We start from the raw sequence: 15,070 nt of genomic DNA, 5'->3' as shown, positions 1-15,070 counted from the left end.
GCACGCCCGCGGCAGGGCGCTCTCAACCCTGCTGTCGGGCAGCGAGCTGAGCCAGCGCGGCGGTGACGAGGGATTCGATCTCGGTGCCGTCGTCGTGGGGCAGCGCGTCCACGGGCCACCAGCGCAGGTCGTCCGACTCCGAGCTGATGTCGAAGTGCGGCAGCTTGCCACCCGGTTGCGGCGGCGCGACCGCGGCGAAGCGGACGTCGAGGTGTCGGGTCGGCACGCCGAGCGAGCAGGTGATGGGATGGGTGTGGAGTTGCGCCAATGCGCCGAGCGTGAGGTCGTCGATTCCCGACTCCTCGCGTGCTTCGCGCAGTGCGGCGTCGGCGATCGAGTTGTCGGATTCCTCGCAGTGCCCACCGAGCTGAATCCATTTGCCCACACGCGGATGCAGCGTCAGCAGGACGTGGGTGTGCGTGGCGTCGAACACGATCGTCGACGCGGTGACATGTCCGGGCACGCTGCGTCGTAGACACGCGTCCGGCTGCGCGTCGAGGAATGCGAGATAGGCGTGGCGCAGCGAATCCTGTTCGGGCGCCTGGGTATTCCATGACCGAAGAAGTTCGACGGCCGACGAGTGCAGGGAATCAGCGCTCATCGCTCGATCACCCACTTGTCGGTCGGGGCCGGCTCGCGTAGCTGCTGTGGCTCGGCGGGGTGCCCGATGGCGATGGCGCCCAACGGTTCCCACGATGGGTCGACGTCGAGCTCGCGACGCACCACATCCGGCGCGAAGATCGTCGACCCGACCCAGCAACTGCCGAGTCCGCGGGCAGACAGCGCGACGAGCAGGCTCGCGACCGCGCCGCCCGCGGCGACGGTGAACATCGTGTGCTCTGCGGCGTTGCGACGTGAGTCGGGGTAGGTGTGCGCTCCGTCGCCGGTGAGCATCGGGATCACCAGTTCCGGTGCGTCGTAGAGTATCTGGCCGCGCCCCACGCGCTTGGCGATCGACTCCGGTGACTTGTCGTCCGACGAGAGGTCGGCCCGCCACGCGTCACCCATCGCATCGAGGAGGCGGACACGACGCTCGCGTGACCGTACCCAGACGAAGCGGAACGGATGCGTGTGGTGGGGCGCAGGCGCGGTCAACGCGTCGGCGAATGCGGCTCGGAGATCTTCGGGCGCAACGGGTTCTTCTGAGAACGACCGGATCGATCGCCGGGTTCTGATCGCCTCGATCCTGCCCTGGTCGATCGCCTCGGCGGTCCCGAGGCGGAACAGGTCCTCATCGGCCGGTCGGACGAGCTGGGCCGCCGACGAGCCGTCGTCGTGCACGCGAAGCCCCCGCACCACCGCGACCGGTACGCCGTCGAGCTTTCCCTTCACCAGGTCTGCGGCAGAGGCGATCTCGTCGGCAACGGCGATGTCGGTGACGATCAACGGGTTGCCGTACGAATCCTCGCCTCCCTCGTAGGGGTGGCTCACGGCGATTCCCGACGCGCCGATGGCGACGTCGGTCTGACCGGTACGCCAGGCGCGGCCCATCGTGTCGGTGACGATGACCGCGACGTGGTGACCCGTGAGTCTCGCGATGGCTTCGCGCAACAGTCGTGCGCTGCCGTCGGGGTCCTCGGGGAGCAGGGCGATCTGGTCGGTGGGCACATTGGAGCCGTCGACGCCCGCAGCGGCTTGCACGAGGCCGAGTTTGTTCTCGGTGATCAACGTGCGGTTCTTGCGCGCGAGGACGCGCACCGACTCGGCGTCGATGAGCCTGCGCCGCAGGGCATCACGCTCGTCGGGATCGGTGGGTGCCGGAATCATCCGACCCTCGGTCTTGGAGAAGACCTTGCTGGTGACGACGACGACGTCGTCGTTACGCAACCACGGGGCGCGGCGTGTGATCTCCGCTGCGAGGTCGGTGGTGGCGTCGAACTCGGGCAGACCGGTGACCGGGATGATCTCCAGAGCCGCGGGGGCGCGGTGGTCGCGGAGGACCCCGACTTGCGATGCCGCGCTGTCGTCGGCCGTCATCGGGCGTCTCCGGTGGCGTCGGGGCGGGCGGGGTGCGGAATGTCGACGCCGACGAGGGCGCATGCGTCACGGACCATCACGGCGGTCGTCTGTGGGTCGCTCATCAGCAGTGGTGCCGTTCCGATGGCGATGCCGTCGACGTCTGCGGTGTCGCCCTCGGCGATCAGCCATCCGTCGAGGATTCCGTTGCCACTGCGGGCCCCGTAGTGGGCGGCGATCGCCTCTGCGGAGGACTCGACGCCGATGACCGACAGGCACTCGTCGGCCATTCCCCGCAGCGGTCGATTGTCGATCACCGGGGAGATGCCGACCACGGGTGCCGACGTTGTGCGCAACGCGCTTCGGATGCCGGGGACGCTGACGATCGCGCCGATGCTGACGACGGGATTGCTCGGTGCGAGCAGGACGATGTCGGCGTCTGCAATCGCTTCGGCCACACCCGGTGCGGGCGCGGTGTCGTCGGACCCGACCTGCGCGAACCCGAACGTCGGGATCTGCGCACGATGACGAACCCACCACTCCTGGAAGTGGATCGCGACGCGCTCGCCTTCGCGCCCATCGGGTTTGGAGACGACGACGTGTGTCTCGTGACGTTCGTCGGTGGCGGGAAGCAGTCGCACGCCGGGCTGCCAACGCCGACACAGCGCGGCGGTGACATCGGAGAGCCGGTATCCGGCGTCGAGCATCTGGGTGCGGATCAGATGCGTCGCAAGGTCGCGGTCGCCGAGTCCGAACCAGTCGGGATCTGCGCCGTAGGCGGCCAGTTCCTCCTTGGCGTGCCACGACTCGTCGGCTCGACCCCAACTGCGCTCCGGGTCGATTCCGCCGCCGAGCGTGTACATACAGGTGTCGAGATCGGGGCAGATGCGCACGCCGTGCATCCACGCGTCGTCACCGACGTTGACCACCGCGGTGATCTCGTTTCCGCTGCTCGACGCCGCGTCGCCCGCGGCGTCGGGAAACGGCGTCGGACCGAGCAGTTCGCGAACTCCGGACAAAAATCGTGCGCCGCCGACACCGCCGACGAGTACCGTCACCTTCACAACGACCCACTCTAGTGAGTCCGGATCGAATCGATATCATGGACCACGACGCTGCGCCCGCCATTCGCGTCCGATGTGACATTGATGTGTCCCCGCAACACAACTCGTGTCTTACGGGGAGTTTTTGTCAGTCGATGGTATTAAGGAATATTTCGATTCAACTTGACCGGACACGTCTCTTGCGTGTCTAATCACATCAGTGTCATTTCTGGTTCGAGATCGAGAATCGGTGCATCGCAACGAAGTTCGATCACGTGTTCGAATTCGGAAAGGTTGATCCGACACCGTGGTGGTGCCAGGTCGCGCCGGACACTTGGTGAAGATCGAGAATGTACGGGTATGAGTGGTGGTGTGGCACCGATGCCGCGCCGCCGTGACGACAGAGAACAACGACTTCCCAGGCAGGAGGCGCCGACGATGGCATTCGACAACGCGATCGGCAATCCCCTTGAACCACACGGACATTCAGAGATCGCGTCCCCGTTGAGTGGGGATGCGAATTTCACAACCCTTGGGCCCGTTGATGATTCATTCATCGGGACACCTGAGGTGTCACTCGGCGCTGAGGAGGACTCGCAGCGGCGCCATCTTTCCTTGGTGCCCAACGACTTCGAGGGCTTGTTCGACGAGATCGAAGATCAGTGGCAAGATCGCGCGCTGTGCGCGCAGACCGATCCGGAGGCCTTCTTCCCGGAGAAGGGTGGCTCCACGCGAGAGGCGAAGCGCATCTGCCAGGGCTGCGAGGTGAAGGCCGAGTGCCTCGAGTACGCCTTGAACAATGACGAGCGTTTCGGAATCTGGGGCGGACTCTCCGAGCGTGAGCGTCGACGCCTCAAGCGCGGCATCATCTGACGATCGGTCGCACCCCGGTAGCCCCGTCCTCTGATGGCCCGGTCCTCTGGTGGCCCGATCTTTGGTGACACCGTCTGCCGGTAGACCGGTCGAGTTCGGTTACTCGGGTCCTTGGTCGATGATGTCCTCGTCGAGTCCGAGGTGTGTCGCGACCTGCTGTACCAAGACTTCGTGAACGAGGTCGAGTAGGTCCTCGCCCTTCTTCGCCCTGCTCTCCAGTGGCCGGCGGAAGAGGATGATCTGCGCCCTGGTCGGCGCTCCGTGTACATCGACCCCTGCGGGCATCAACCGCGCAAGCGGAACGGCGCCGTCGGCTGTCACCTCGTCGGGCCACTGAACGGTTTCCGGGTCACGCGGGAGAAGACGCGGAATCTCGTCGACAGCGATGTCGAGTCCCGAGAGTTGATCGTGCCAACGTGCATCTATCTCCGCGAACGCCTCGAGGACGACCGTGTCGAATTCGTCCGACTTGCTGCGCCACGCCGGCACTCCCTGCGGCAGCAGCGGTGAGCGCAGACCCCGGCCTCGTCGGTCGCGACGTGCTCGACGCGCCGCGCGGACGGCCGAGAGCCGCATATCGGACACCCGGTTCTCCGAGGAGCGCACCGGCGAAGCCTGGCTTCGATCGCGCGTGGCGCGCCGCCGTTCGATACGCATGCCGAGATTGTAAGTCTCCACCGTCCGCTGTCGCGTCGGAGATGGGTGCCGCGTGTCGGGCCCGGGCCGCGTGTCCGACCCCGCGCCGCGTGTCGCCTCACCGTTCGCCGGGGCGTGGGACTAACCTTTCTGCTGTGAAGCTTCCCCGACAATGCTGCCGCCCGGCTTGCTCCCGGTCGGCGGTGGCGACCCTGACCTTTGTGTACGCCGAGTCGACGGCGGTCATCGGTCCTCTCGCCACGTCGGATGAGCCGCACTCATGGGATCTGTGTGACGAGCACGCGCGCCGCATCACGGTGCCGCGCGGGTGGGAGATGCTGCGCAGTGAGCGGGGATTCTCGGCGCCGGTCGCCGAAGACTACGAACTGACCGCCCTTGCCGAGGCCGTGCGTGAGGTCGGTGCACGCGGAATCGCAGGTGCTGTGGGACGCGCGCCCGGTTTCGACCAGGAGGCGTTCGACGACGTTCACGCGGGTCGTCATCGTGCGGGTACGTCGACGACCGATGTGCGTTCGGGTCCCGATGTGCGTTCCGGGGCCGACGCTGCTCGCCGAAGCGGCGCGGTGAAGCCGCGCCCCGGCAGGCGTGGGCATCTTCGTGTGTTGCCCGACCCGGTCGACTGACGCGCCCGCGAGATCTGGTGGGTCAGAATATGGCTGTGTGTGGGCAGCAACGCCATGCGTCGCTAGGCTGACCCTATGCGTACAGATACCGCCGACCTCGATGATGTCGACGATCTGATTGCGGGCGACTCCGAGGGTCTGCTGCAGGCGGCGGCGTTGACGGGTGCGCAGGTGCGTGCCGTTGCCGAAGCCATGCGTGAGGGCGTCCTCGAACCGTTGGCGGCGCTGCGGCCCCGAAGTGTTGTCATCGTGCACGGCGTGTCGAGCGTCGCCCGCGACGCCGTCGCGCTCGTCGTGGCCTGCGCCGCCACCCGCGTCGATGTGCCGATCGTCTCCGCGCCCGCTCTGCCGGGCTGGGTTGGTCCACTCGATGTGGTTGTCGTCGCGGGCGACGACGCGGCCGACATGGCACTCGCGGATGCCGCGGCACGGGCGCGGCGTCGACGCGCAGAGGTCGTCGTCGCAGCACCCATCGAGGGGCCGTTGGGAGATGCGCTGGGCGGCAGTGGAATTGACCTTTCGCCTCGTCTTCGCGTCGATCCGCGGTTCCGATTCGCGGCGTACGTCGCGGCGCTGTTGGCGGTATTCGCATCGCTCTCCGATGTGCGGTTCACCGGTCCGGCGCCGCTCGTGGGCGACATTGCCGACGCACTCGACGACGAGGCGGCGACAGATCATCCCGCCCGCGAGACGTTCCACAACCGCGCCAAACTGCTGGCAGCTCGACTGTCAGATCGTCGAGTTGTGTGGACGGGCGACAGTCCGGCTGCGTCGGTGGTCGCCGCACGGAACGCCAACTCACTTCTCGCGTTGTCCGGAAAGGTCTGCGCTACAGCCGATATCGATGCCGTCGCGAGTATTTCGCTGCAGTCTTGGAGTGCTTCGGGCGCGTCCGCCGTCGACTCGATCTTCCACGACCCGCAGATCGACGGTCCATTGGCAGCCGAACCGCCGCGCGTGCTCGCGGTCACGACGGCGTCGAGGCAGTGGTTTGCCGAGCGCAGGATCGTCGGTATTCCGGATGCGGAAGCGGTGTTCGGCGAGGTCGACGATGCCGATCCCGCGGCGCACCCGGCTGGGCCTGTCGGGCCGGAGGACCTCGCAGACGGACCCGCCGACCTCGTCGGCTACGTGCTTCTCGCGTTACGCGTCGACATCGCCGCGGTGTATCTGCGCCTGACCGGAATCGGAGACTGATGAAACTGCTGGACGGAGTGGTCCGCCCGTACGCCTGGGGATCGCGAACGGCTATCGCGTCGCTGCGGCAGAAGCCGGTTCCCTCGCCGCACCCGGAGGCCGAACTCTGGTTCGGCGCACACACCGAGGGACCTGCGACGGTCCTCGGCAGCGACGGTGAGCCGGAAGGCACGCTGCTCGACGTGATCGACGCCAATCCGCAGCAGGCACTCGGTGCTGCGACAACAGATCGGTTCGGCGAACGACTTCCCTTCTTGCTCAAGGTACTTGCCGCTGACGAACCGTTGTCGCTGCAGGCTCATCCCAGTGCTGAGCAGGCCCGTGAAGGGTTCGCGCGCGAAGAGGCCGCAGGGATTCCCATCGATGCGCCGACGCGCAACTACAAGGACGCCTCGCACAAGCCGGAGCTGATCGTCGCGATCTCCGAGTTCGACGCGTTGGCGGGCTTTCGTGACCCCGCGCAGACGATCGACTTGCTACGCGAACTGCAGGTCTCAGAACTCGACCCCTATCTCGGGATGCTGGCGGGCCAACCGGATGCCGAAGGGCTGCGCGCGGTGTTCACCACGTGGCTCACCTTGCCGGAATCGCGGTTGCGCACCCTCGTTCCCGCCGTTCTCACCGGAGCGGTCGACGCGCTGAACGCGGCATCGCGGTTCGGCCCGGAGCTGCGCACGGCGCTCGAGCTCGGCGAGATCTACCCCAACGACCCGGGGGTACTCGCGTCGTTGTTGCTCAACAGGATTCACCTGTCGCCAACCGAAGGGCTGTACCTGCCCGCCGGGGTACTCCACGCCTACCTCAGCGGCACCGGTGTCGAGATCATGGCCAACTCCGACAATGTGCTCCGCGGCGGCCTGACCCCCAAGCACATCGACGTGCCCGAGCTGTTGCGTGTTCTCGACTTCAGCCCGGTCGACGCCGACGATCTCAAGCCGCGCATCCGCACGGTCGGCACCGAACGGATCTACCTGACGCCTGCGCCCGAATTCCGGCTCTCGCGTGTCGAGTTGGAGGGCACGGGTCTGCACCAGCCGTCGTCGATCTGCTTCGACATGCCCGGTCCGCAGATCCTTGCCGCGCTCGGTGGAACCATCGAGGCGCGGCTACCGGGCGACACGCCGCTGTCGGTCTCGTCTGGTTACGCGGCGTGGATTCCCGATGGTGACCCGGATGTCGTCGTGCGTGCGTCGTCGAGTCGGGCACTGTTCTTTCGCGCACGAGTCCCGGTCAACGATCCCGCAGGGCCGGCGTCAGAGAAATAGCGCGTCAGAGAAATAGATCAGTCACACACAAGCTGTTGTCAGACGAGTAGTCCAGATCGGTCGGGACGCCCGGGGTAGGGCATAGGCTGCCCTGCCATCTGGTCGCTGAATCGCGACTCCTCCGGAGTCGCGACCATCGTGACCCGGACGCAGGCATCAGCCGTTCGCAGCGTCACGTCGTGCGGCTGTGTGGGATCTTGTCTCACTTCGACCGCAGTCGCTTCCATTGCGGTGGTGGAGGATTCGTCGTCCGTCGCCTGATTGTTGGTGACGACGATTCGTGTCGCACGTGCTGAGACTGGGCGCGGTGCGACGCCGTCGAAGAGGTGAATCCGCCCGCCGCCGTCGAGGTCGCCGTGTGGATCGGCGAAACTCAGTACGTGATGATCGCCGACGCGCGCCACGAGATGTTGCCACCCATCCGGACGCGAGGTGTGCACTGTGACTGCGCCGCCGGTCGCGACGATCCGCAGCACGATCTGTGCGGCAAGGCGCGCATCACCGATCAGGGCGACCTCTGATATGCCGGGGCCGAACAGTCGCGACGTGACCGCACGACCTGTGTGATCGGCGCCGATCAACTGACCGCAGCCGCTGACCTGTATCCGGAGAGTGTCGAGCAATGCGTGGGCCTGTGCGCCCGACGTCGCGTGCAGCCCGCGGTGCACTCGATGCGTGGCGGCATAGGGGAGTGATGCCGCGAGGGCGTCGAACTGCCGTCCATCGAGCGGCGTGGCACCCGTTGGCCAGGTGTCGACGACGCGTCCGGCGCCCGGGGCGTCGTCGACGCGCATCAGCGCGCGCACCCGGAGCTTGCCGTCCTGTCCGTGGGACAGGGTCAGGGTGAGCGTCGTCGCGAGCGCCCCGGGGCAGGCGGTGCCGAACAGTCGCGGTAGGTGGCGGGGGTCGATGGCCGCGGTGCGGAAACGGACTCGTCCCGCTGTGACCTGCGACCACTCTTCTCTCATCGAGTCCAGATCCGAGCCGGGAGTCAATTGCTCTGTGAGCGAACGTATCTCGGTGGCGGTGAGCGGGGTGGCGACGAGCCCGCATTCGCGGAGTCGGCGCGCAACCCGTCGCGTGGTCATGGTCGCGGTGCGCAGGGCGCCGGTCCTGCCTCCGCCGCGGCGGGCAACCGCGTTGGGGCATTGCGTCGGATCGAGTCGTAGGACGACGAAGGTATTGCGGTGCGTTGTCGCGGGAAGTGGGCCGAGGGTGCGTTCGTAGATCGCGGCCGCCTGTCCGACGCCACCAACCCGTACGCCGTGGCTGATCACGTCGATCGACGAGAGCGGAATGTCGAAGGGGTCGATGCACCCGGCGAGGGTCGCCAGCGGTAGTTCCGGTTCGGCCGTCTCGCATCCGAATGGGGAGAGGAACGTCGGCGTGCAGCGTGTGGGGGAGACCCTCAGGACGGTGATCATCGTGCCGCCTGCCCAGCGGACACCGATGGGGCCATCCTCTGCGCGCACACCCAACGAGGAGGTGCGCTGCCTGCGACCTGATGTCGGGACGTCGAATGGTGCGGGTGCGAGCTCGGCGAGACTACGCCGTGCCCGGGACCAATAGAAGCCGAGTCGACGGATCATGTTGTCCGCCAGAGAATGTCGACCGGCGATCGGTACAAGTGTCACCGCCGTGAGCGCCGCCGCGCCGAGTGCGATGACCCCCGCTCGGCCGCCCGCGGCCCACCAGCCGATGAACCCGGCGGCCAACAGCGCCTCGATCCCGACCAGCGTCGCGAATCCGGGTAGCCGTGAGCGCGTGGACGGCCCCGTGTCGAACGCCATGTGGTAGCTCCCTCTCCCCGAACCTGTACCAGCCCGTGTGCCGGCCGCCTCGCACACGTATCACCCAGTAGTAGAGCGTTTTGCGAGCCCGCGCGCGTCGAATCGGATGTTGTCCACAGCCGAAGACGTGATGCCGGATTGCCGGTTTTGTGCATGTCTGGTTCGGTTAGGCTACTACCGCGTCGGTCAGCCGTCGTGATGTTGCGCAGGCCAGGTGTCACGCGAGAAGTGCCCTGACACAGGCGGTGCCACGAAAGCGCATGGGGAACGACGTTAGGGGAGGGCGAACATGGCGCGTCAACTGACGACCCGAGCGCAGGTCAACGGCTACAGATTTCTGCTGCGGCGTCTCGATCACGCGCTGATCCGTCGAGACGTGCGGATGTTGCATGATCCGATGCGCTCACAGGGGCGTGCCCTGGCGGTCGGGGCGGTGCTCGGCGTACTCGTGCTCGCAGGTTTCGCGGTGTGGGGCCTTGTCAGTCCGCAAGGCTCCGTGGGCAAGTCGACCATCGTGGCGGCGAAGACCGGTGGCACCTACGTCGTCATCGACGGGACCATGCACCCCGTGCTCAACCTGGCGTCGGCACGACTCATCACAGGTAGCGACGAGAAGCCTGCGTCGGCGTCGGAGAAGAAGCTCGCACGATACCCGCGCGGTCCTCTCCTCGGTATCCCCGGTGCGCCGTCGGCGCTGCCGGTCTCGCGTGTGTCCGCGTGGACGGTGTGCGACAGTTCCGATGCGAGTGCGGCCGACGGTGCGTCGGGGATCGGTGCGAGTTCGGTCGGCGCGCGCACCGGAGTGCTGACGGTCGTCGCAGGCGAACCGGAACTCGGGGCAGACATCCGTGCCGCGAATGCCGACGATGCCCTGTACGTGACCGATGGTGCCGGGGTGTTCCTGATCTACCAACTCGACCGTGACGGACACCCGACACCTGTGCGCGCGCAGGTGGATACGACCAGCGTTCCGGTGTTGCGGGCGCTGGGACTCGAGGGTCGGACGCCGCGGCCGATCAATCGCGGGTTGCTCAACACTTTTCCCGAGGTCGACCCGTTGACGTTGCCGGACATTGCGGGTGAGGGTGGCGTGAGTTCACTGGCGGGCGGTTCACCGGCAGGCAGTGGCGCACGTGTCGGCTCGGTCATCAAGACGACTGCGGCCAATGGCGTCGCGGGCTATTACGTGGTGCTGCGCAGCGGTGTTCAACCCATCAGCGCGGCCACGGCCGAGATTCTGCGTCTCGCGGAGCGTGACGACGCCGCGCCCGTGGCGACCGTCGCGCCCGGCGTTGTCGCCGCTAGTCCGATGCGTGACGATCTGCCCATTGCCGACTTCCCCACGACGACACCGCATCTCGTCACAGCCGGCGAGGGTACGGTGTGCCGGGCGTGGGCGCGCGGCGCCGATGCGGCTCGGACAACGCTGCTCGTCGGCGATACCCTGCCGCTGCCCGGCGGTGCGAGCCCGGTCCGTGTCGCGAGTGCCGACGGGCCCGGCCCCGGCGTCGACCAGGTGTACGTGCGACCGGGCTCGGGCGCGTATGTCCAGGTGACCGGAAATGAATCAGATAGTGCGCGTGCCGAATCGAGATTCTACGTCGCCGATACCGGTGTGCGGTACGGAGTGCCGGACGCGAAGACGGGGTCGGTCCTGCGACTCGGCGCATCGCCGACGCCCGCTCCGTGGGATGTGATCGCGCTGCTCGTCGCGGGGCCGACGCTCTCGCGCGAGAACGCGCTCGTCGCGCACGACGGCATGGGTGCCGATCCGGCAGGTATCGCTGTCAACCCGCCGGAGAGCGCGCAGCAGACCGGGGGTTAGGTGTGCGCAGCGGCCACCTTGCGGCCCGGTACCGGCCGCTGCTCAGGTGACCGGACCGCCGACGATGTTGCCGACGATGCCCCGAATGATGTTGGTGCCGTCCTCTTCTCGGAGTTCGGAGTACCACTGCGCAGTCTTCTCGGGGTCTTTCGCGTGTGTCACGTCGCAGCGTTTGCGCGCACGTAGAACGAGGTCGCCCGCGCGCTCGGCGCCCGCGGCCTGGTAGTCGGCGAGCGCGGCGTACACGTCGTCGGGGTGATCGCGGAAGGCGAACTGAAGTGCCACAGCGTCTTCCATCGCCGAGCAGCCGCCCTGCCCGATGTCGGGAGTGGTGTTGTGCGCGGCGTCGCCGAGTACCGCCACGCGGCCCTTGACCCAGGTGTCGAACGGGTCGAGGTCGAGGATCTCGACGCGGTTCGTCGTTGCGGGATCGAGCTTCTCGATGAGCGTCTGCACCCCGGGCGCCCAGCCGTCGAACTCCTTGGTGAGCACCTCGCGGGCGGTTCCCCGCTCGAAGGGCTGTCCCTCGGGCATCGGGACGTCGAAGAAGAAGTAGAAGCGGTCTCCCGCCACCGGCATGACCGAAACCCGTTTGCCGTCACCGACATACGTCGTCCACTCGGTCGACGGACCGATTGCCGGATCGGTGGCGACGAGGCCGTTGAAGTTGACGTAGCCCGCGTAGCGTCGGGTGACCGGGCCGCCCAGAACGTATTCGCGGGTCAGTGATTTCGCGCCGTCGGCGCCGATCACGATGTCGCCGCTGACGCTGGTGCCGTCGGCGAATTGCACTGTGGCAGCGTCGGGTCCGTCCTCGACGGAGACCATCTTCATGCCGAAGTTGATGTCGTCGAATCCGTAGGCGTTCATGAGCATGAGCTGCAACTCGGCCCGCGCGATGGGGTAGGGGCGTTGGCCGACCTCGTCGATCAGCGGCTGCATGCTGAACCGGCACATGGTCTCGCCCGTGTGGCCGTCAACGTAGCTCATGGTGTCGACGATGCCTCCGAGCGCTGCGGTCTCTTCCTCGAGTCCGAGGTGATTGAGGCATTTGACGCCGTTGGACCACACCGAGATCGCGGCACCGACCGGCTTGTTCTCGGTCACCTGCTCATAGACCGCGACGTCGAATCCGAGTTGTTTCAGGGCGATAGCCGCGCTCATGCCGCCCATGCCCGCACCGATGATGACTGCCTTCACGTTGTCTTCCCTTCCACCATGAACAGGCTAGGGCCGATCGTGGCGTCGCGCGCGGCGAGGTCGATTGTGCGCCGGGCGTGCGATCGTCAGCTGCGTGGCAAGCCGTCGACCATCGAGGTCACCATGGTGCGCCATTGCGTGATGATCGTCTCGAGGTCGAGACCGACGACCTCGGTCAAGTGCTTGACGGCGGTGGCGCCGAGCGGCGTGAGCAGCGCGATCGCCGTCACCTCGACTGGATCCGGGAAACCCAACTGCCGCAGCAGGATCTGGATATGCATACTCGATGCGCGGGACACGGGATGGCTCCAGAACTCGGTGCCCGGTAGGTCTGCCTCGAGCAGGATGTCGAGGTGCGCCGCGTTCATCTTCAACCGCGCGGCGCCGTAGGCGAGGAGTCGTTCGAGGGGGTCGGCGCCCGGTCCGAGTGGCGCGGGGCCCGAGAGATAGGACTGCTGTAGCTCCGATTCGGAGTGGTCGAGGAGGGCGAACATCAACCCGGTTCGGCTACCGAACCGTCGGAACACGGTGCCCTTACCGACGCCTGCCTCGCGCGCGACCGCATCCATGGTGACCGCGGCGGCGCCGTGATTGTCGATCAGGTTTTTCGCTGCGGCCAGCAGCAATCGCCGATTACGTGCCGCGTCAGCGCGTTCGACGCTGTCGGGTTGGGTCAACTGCAGTGACCGTGGTCCTCCCTCGACCTCTTTACGCATGTGATGAGCCTAACGGTTGACGGATCCGCGCTGCGGAGCGAATCTCGGTGGAACAAATCGGACCGCGGTCCGGTTTTACCCAACAAGTGTAGCGCCATGAAAAGGAGAAGTCTCGTGCCAGATCACGACATCACAGCACAGAACGCCAAGGTCACCGTCGCCGTGTTGGTCGGCAGCCTGAGGTCGGCATCGATCAACAAGCAGCTCGCCGAATCCGTGGTTCGTAATGCCCCCGCCGGTATCGAATTCTCGGTGGTCGAGAACATCGGTCGTGTGCCGTTCTACAACGAAGACGTCGACTACGCGCCGGGTTCGACGGACGGCGTACTCGATCCCGAGGTCGTCGCGCTTCGGGAGCGGGTCGCCGCGGCTGATGCCGTGTTGATCGTCACGCCCGAGTACAACGGCTCGGCCCCTGCGGTGTTGAAGAACGCCATCGACTGGTTGTCCCGCCCGTACGGAACCGGCGCGCTGACCGGCAAGCCGGTCGGTGTCATCGGGGTCGCGCTTGGCCGTTTCGGAGGGACGTGGTCGCGTGAGGACATCCGCAAGTCGGTGAAGATCGCGGGTGGGCAGGTCGTAGAGGAGGTGGAGTTCGGAGTGTCCGGAAGCCAGCTCGACGACTCGGGCCGACTTCCCGCCGAGGTCATCGACGGTGCCGTCGACGCCGTGCGCGTACTGGGATCCGAGGTCGCGGTATCGGTATGAGGTAGTGATCGGTGAGGGTCTGTTGCGGCCGCCTGTGTCGGAAGAATCACAAAAGTGTGAGTTCCGAGCCGGGTGGCCGTCGCGTTTCGCAAGGCGACACGCCGGAGTTCACGATCGCGTAGGCCCGCGACCTGCGACTTTCATCGGTGTCATTACAAGTTCTAGTGGTGCAACCAAATGTCAGACACAAGGTGTAGTGTTTGGAACACCAGCAAGGCCGACGACGAGGATCGCTTGTAACCCTCCGAGATGGCGGTGAGGTCGGTGACCCAGATCACTATCTTCACTCTGGAGAATCACCTGAGGCAGTACCACCTGAGGCAGTACGACGTCACCACGACCGAGGAGCAATCTGATGGCCATCACCGTCTACACCAAGCCGGCCTGCGTGCAGTGCAATGCCACCTACAAGGCTCTCGACAAGCAGGGCATCGAGTACGAGGTCGTCGACATCACCCAGGATGCAGACGCTCGTGACTACGTCATGGCTCTCGGGTACCTGCAGGCGCCCGTCGTCGTCGCCGACGACGAGCACTGGTCGGGCTTCCGTCTCGACCGCATCAAAGCGTTGGCAACACGCGCAGCCTGAAGCCTTCGCATCACGATCCGAAGGGGAAGCCGGATCGAATGTCTCTCACAACATCGTCTTTTGAATCATCGTCTCTTGAATCACCATCTCTCACGTCACAGCCGTCTCGAACGTCTGCGTCTCTCGAGTCACCGCTGATCGTCTATTTCTCATCGGTGTCGGAGAACACTCATCGGTTCGTCGAGAAGCTGGGAATGCGCGCGGCGCGTATCCCGGTTCTCGACGGCGAGCGGTCCGGAGGTGCGGTATTCGAGGTCGACGAACCCTACGTCCTGATCTGTCCTACCTACGGCGGCGGCAAACCGTCGTCGACGGGAGGCAACGGTTTCGTGCCGAAGCAGGTCATCAAGTTCCTGAACAACACACACAATCGTTCGCTGATCCGTGGCGTCATTGCCGCGGGGAATACGAACTTCGGCGAGGAGTACTGTCTCGCCGGCGACATCATCTCGCGTAAGTGCTCGGTTCCGTATCTCTACCGATTCGAGCTCATGGGCACTTCTGACGACGTCGACCGCGTCCGCAGCGGTCTGGCCGACTTCTCGCGCAGCGACGCCTTCGTCGATCCCGAGACGGCAGCCAACGTCCGAGCCTGAGTGTCGGTACCGCCCGCTATCGTCTCGACCAT

The 15,070-nt window shown here is 66.1% G+C and carries 15 protein-coding genes; 8 read left to right on the top strand and 7 right to left on the bottom strand.

Annotated elements, in window-relative coordinates; all coding sequences use genetic code 11:
* Positions 1–22: 22 nt before the first annotated feature.
* The 3 genes from A5766_RS09155 to cofD are packed head-to-tail and all read right to left on the bottom strand — an operon-like array spanning position 23 to position 3,020.
* Positions 23–601 carry an NUDIX hydrolase gene (locus tag A5766_RS09155; RefSeq protein WP_064862905.1) on the bottom strand — a complete coding sequence of 193 codons (579 nt, stop codon included), beginning with the start codon at positions 599–601 and terminating at the stop codon, positions 23–25.
* Positions 598–1,977 carry a coenzyme F420-0:L-glutamate ligase gene (locus tag A5766_RS09150; protein WP_064904335.1) on the bottom strand — a complete coding sequence of 460 codons (1,380 nt, stop codon included), beginning with the start codon at positions 1,975–1,977 and terminating at the stop codon, positions 598–600. The genes A5766_RS09155 and A5766_RS09150 overlap by 4 nt, the downstream gene beginning before the upstream one ends.
* Positions 1,974–3,020 (bottom strand): 2-phospho-L-lactate transferase, encoded by a 1,047-nt coding sequence (gene cofD / locus A5766_RS09145; RefSeq protein ID WP_064904333.1) that lies wholly within the window; start codon positions 3,018–3,020, stop codon positions 1,974–1,976. The genes A5766_RS09150 and cofD overlap by 4 nt, the downstream gene beginning before the upstream one ends.
* Positions 3,021–3,617: 597 nt before the next feature.
* Between cofD and A5766_RS24670 the strand changes: the two genes are divergently transcribed.
* On the top strand, positions 3,618–3,872 hold the full coding sequence (locus A5766_RS24670) for a WhiB family transcriptional regulator (RefSeq protein ID WP_231894589.1): 255 nt from the start codon (positions 3,618–3,620) through the stop codon (positions 3,870–3,872).
* Positions 3,873–3,971: 99 nt separating this feature from the next.
* Here A5766_RS24670 and A5766_RS09135 read toward each other — a convergent pair whose 3' ends face one another.
* Positions 3,972–4,448, bottom strand: coding sequence for a metallopeptidase family protein (locus A5766_RS09135; protein WP_064904390.1), 477 nt, complete (start codon positions 4,446–4,448; stop codon positions 3,972–3,974).
* 215 nt (positions 4,449–4,663) lie between these two features.
* Between A5766_RS09135 and A5766_RS09130 the strand changes: the two genes are divergently transcribed.
* The 3 genes from A5766_RS09130 to manA all read left to right on the top strand — a co-directional run bounded on the left by A5766_RS09130 (position 4,664) and on the right by manA (position 7,614).
* Positions 4,664–5,152, top strand: a complete 489-nt coding sequence (locus tag A5766_RS09130; protein ID WP_082965482.1) for a DUF3499 domain-containing protein — start codon at positions 4,664–4,666, stop codon at positions 5,150–5,152.
* 75 nt (positions 5,153–5,227) lie between these two features.
* Complete coding sequence (locus tag A5766_RS09125) at positions 5,228–6,349, top strand: hypothetical protein (RefSeq protein ID WP_064904327.1); 1,122 nt, start codon at positions 5,228–5,230, stop codon at positions 6,347–6,349.
* On the top strand, positions 6,349–7,614 hold the full coding sequence (manA, locus tag A5766_RS09120; protein WP_064904325.1) for a mannose-6-phosphate isomerase, class I: 1,266 nt from the start codon (positions 6,349–6,351) through the stop codon (positions 7,612–7,614). The genes A5766_RS09125 and manA overlap by 1 nt, the downstream gene beginning before the upstream one ends.
* A gap of 38 nt (positions 7,615–7,652) precedes the next feature.
* On the opposite strand, the gene eccE is transcribed toward manA, so the two are convergent.
* Positions 7,653–9,404: a type VII secretion protein EccE gene (eccE, locus tag A5766_RS09115; protein ID WP_064904323.1), complete on the bottom strand. Its 1,752-nt coding sequence runs from the start codon at positions 9,402–9,404 to the stop codon at positions 7,653–7,655.
* 289 nt (positions 9,405–9,693) lie between these two features.
* On the opposite strand from eccE, the gene eccB reads away from it, so the two are divergent.
* The gene (gene eccB / locus A5766_RS09110; protein ID WP_064904321.1) at positions 9,694–11,229 is read left to right on the top strand and encodes a type VII secretion protein EccB; all 1,536 of its coding nucleotides are present in this window, start codon (positions 9,694–9,696) and stop codon (positions 11,227–11,229) included.
* 42 nt (positions 11,230–11,271) lie between these two features.
* On the opposite strand, the gene hpxO is transcribed toward eccB, so the two are convergent.
* Positions 11,272–12,429, bottom strand: coding sequence for an FAD-dependent urate hydroxylase HpxO (hpxO, locus tag A5766_RS09105; RefSeq protein ID WP_064904320.1), 1,158 nt, complete (start codon positions 12,427–12,429; stop codon positions 11,272–11,274).
* A gap of 86 nt (positions 12,430–12,515) precedes the next feature.
* Positions 12,516–13,145, bottom strand: a complete 630-nt coding sequence (locus A5766_RS09100; protein WP_005174641.1) for a TetR/AcrR family transcriptional regulator — start codon at positions 13,143–13,145, stop codon at positions 12,516–12,518.
* Between the two features lie 114 nt (positions 13,146–13,259).
* Between A5766_RS09100 and A5766_RS09095 the strand changes: the two genes are divergently transcribed.
* The 3 genes from A5766_RS09095 (at position 13,260) to nrdI (ending at position 15,038) form a co-directional block, all read left to right on the top strand.
* Positions 13,260–13,853: an NADPH-dependent FMN reductase gene (locus A5766_RS09095; protein ID WP_082965481.1), complete on the top strand. Its 594-nt coding sequence runs from the start codon at positions 13,260–13,262 to the stop codon at positions 13,851–13,853.
* A gap of 355 nt (positions 13,854–14,208) precedes the next feature.
* Positions 14,209–14,442, top strand: a complete 234-nt coding sequence (gene nrdH, locus A5766_RS09090; RefSeq protein ID WP_005174646.1) for a glutaredoxin-like protein NrdH — start codon at positions 14,209–14,211, stop codon at positions 14,440–14,442.
* 38 nt (positions 14,443–14,480) lie between these two features.
* Complete coding sequence (gene nrdI / locus A5766_RS09085) at positions 14,481–15,038, top strand: class Ib ribonucleoside-diphosphate reductase assembly flavoprotein NrdI (RefSeq protein ID WP_231894588.1); 558 nt, start codon at positions 14,481–14,483, stop codon at positions 15,036–15,038.
* Positions 15,039–15,070 lie beyond the last annotated feature (32 nt).

It is taken from the genome of Gordonia sp. 852002-51296_SCH5728562-b, from assembly GCF_001665475.1.
Taxonomy (GTDB): Bacteria; Actinomycetota; Actinomycetes; order Mycobacteriales; family Mycobacteriaceae; genus Gordonia; species Gordonia sputi.
The sequence above is the reverse complement of the archived record's forward strand: the minus strand, read 5'-3'. Positions and strand labels throughout refer to the sequence as shown.

Excerpts from the sequence above, each read along its gene's own strand:
- A5766_RS09155 (WP_064862905.1), bottom strand. The coding sequence starts at position 601 with ATGAGCGCTGATTCCCTGCACTCGTCGGCCGTCGAACTTCTTCGGTCA.
- A5766_RS09150 (WP_064904335.1), bottom strand. The coding sequence starts at position 1,977 with ATGACGGCCGACGACAGCGCGGCATCGCAAGTCGGGGTCCTCCGCGAC.
- A5766_RS09135 (WP_064904390.1), bottom strand. The coding sequence starts at position 4,448 with ATGCGGCTCTCGGCCGTCCGCGCGGCGCGTCGAGCACGTCGCGACCGA.
- A5766_RS09125 (WP_064904327.1), top strand. The coding sequence starts at position 5,228 with ATGCGTACAGATACCGCCGACCTCGATGATGTCGACGATCTGATTGCG.
- manA (WP_064904325.1), top strand. The coding sequence starts at position 6,349 with ATGAAACTGCTGGACGGAGTGGTCCGCCCGTACGCCTGGGGATCGCGA.
- eccE (WP_064904323.1), bottom strand. The coding sequence starts at position 9,404 with ATGGCGTTCGACACGGGGCCGTCCACGCGCTCACGGCTACCCGGATTC.
- eccB (WP_064904321.1), top strand. The coding sequence starts at position 9,694 with ATGGCGCGTCAACTGACGACCCGAGCGCAGGTCAACGGCTACAGATTT.
- A5766_RS09100 (WP_005174641.1), bottom strand. The coding sequence starts at position 13,145 with ATGCGTAAAGAGGTCGAGGGAGGACCACGGTCACTGCAGTTGACCCAA.
- nrdH (WP_005174646.1), top strand. The coding sequence starts at position 14,209 with ATGGCCATCACCGTCTACACCAAGCCGGCCTGCGTGCAGTGCAATGCC.
- nrdI (WP_231894588.1), top strand. The coding sequence starts at position 14,481 with ATGTCTCTCACAACATCGTCTTTTGAATCATCGTCTCTTGAATCACCA.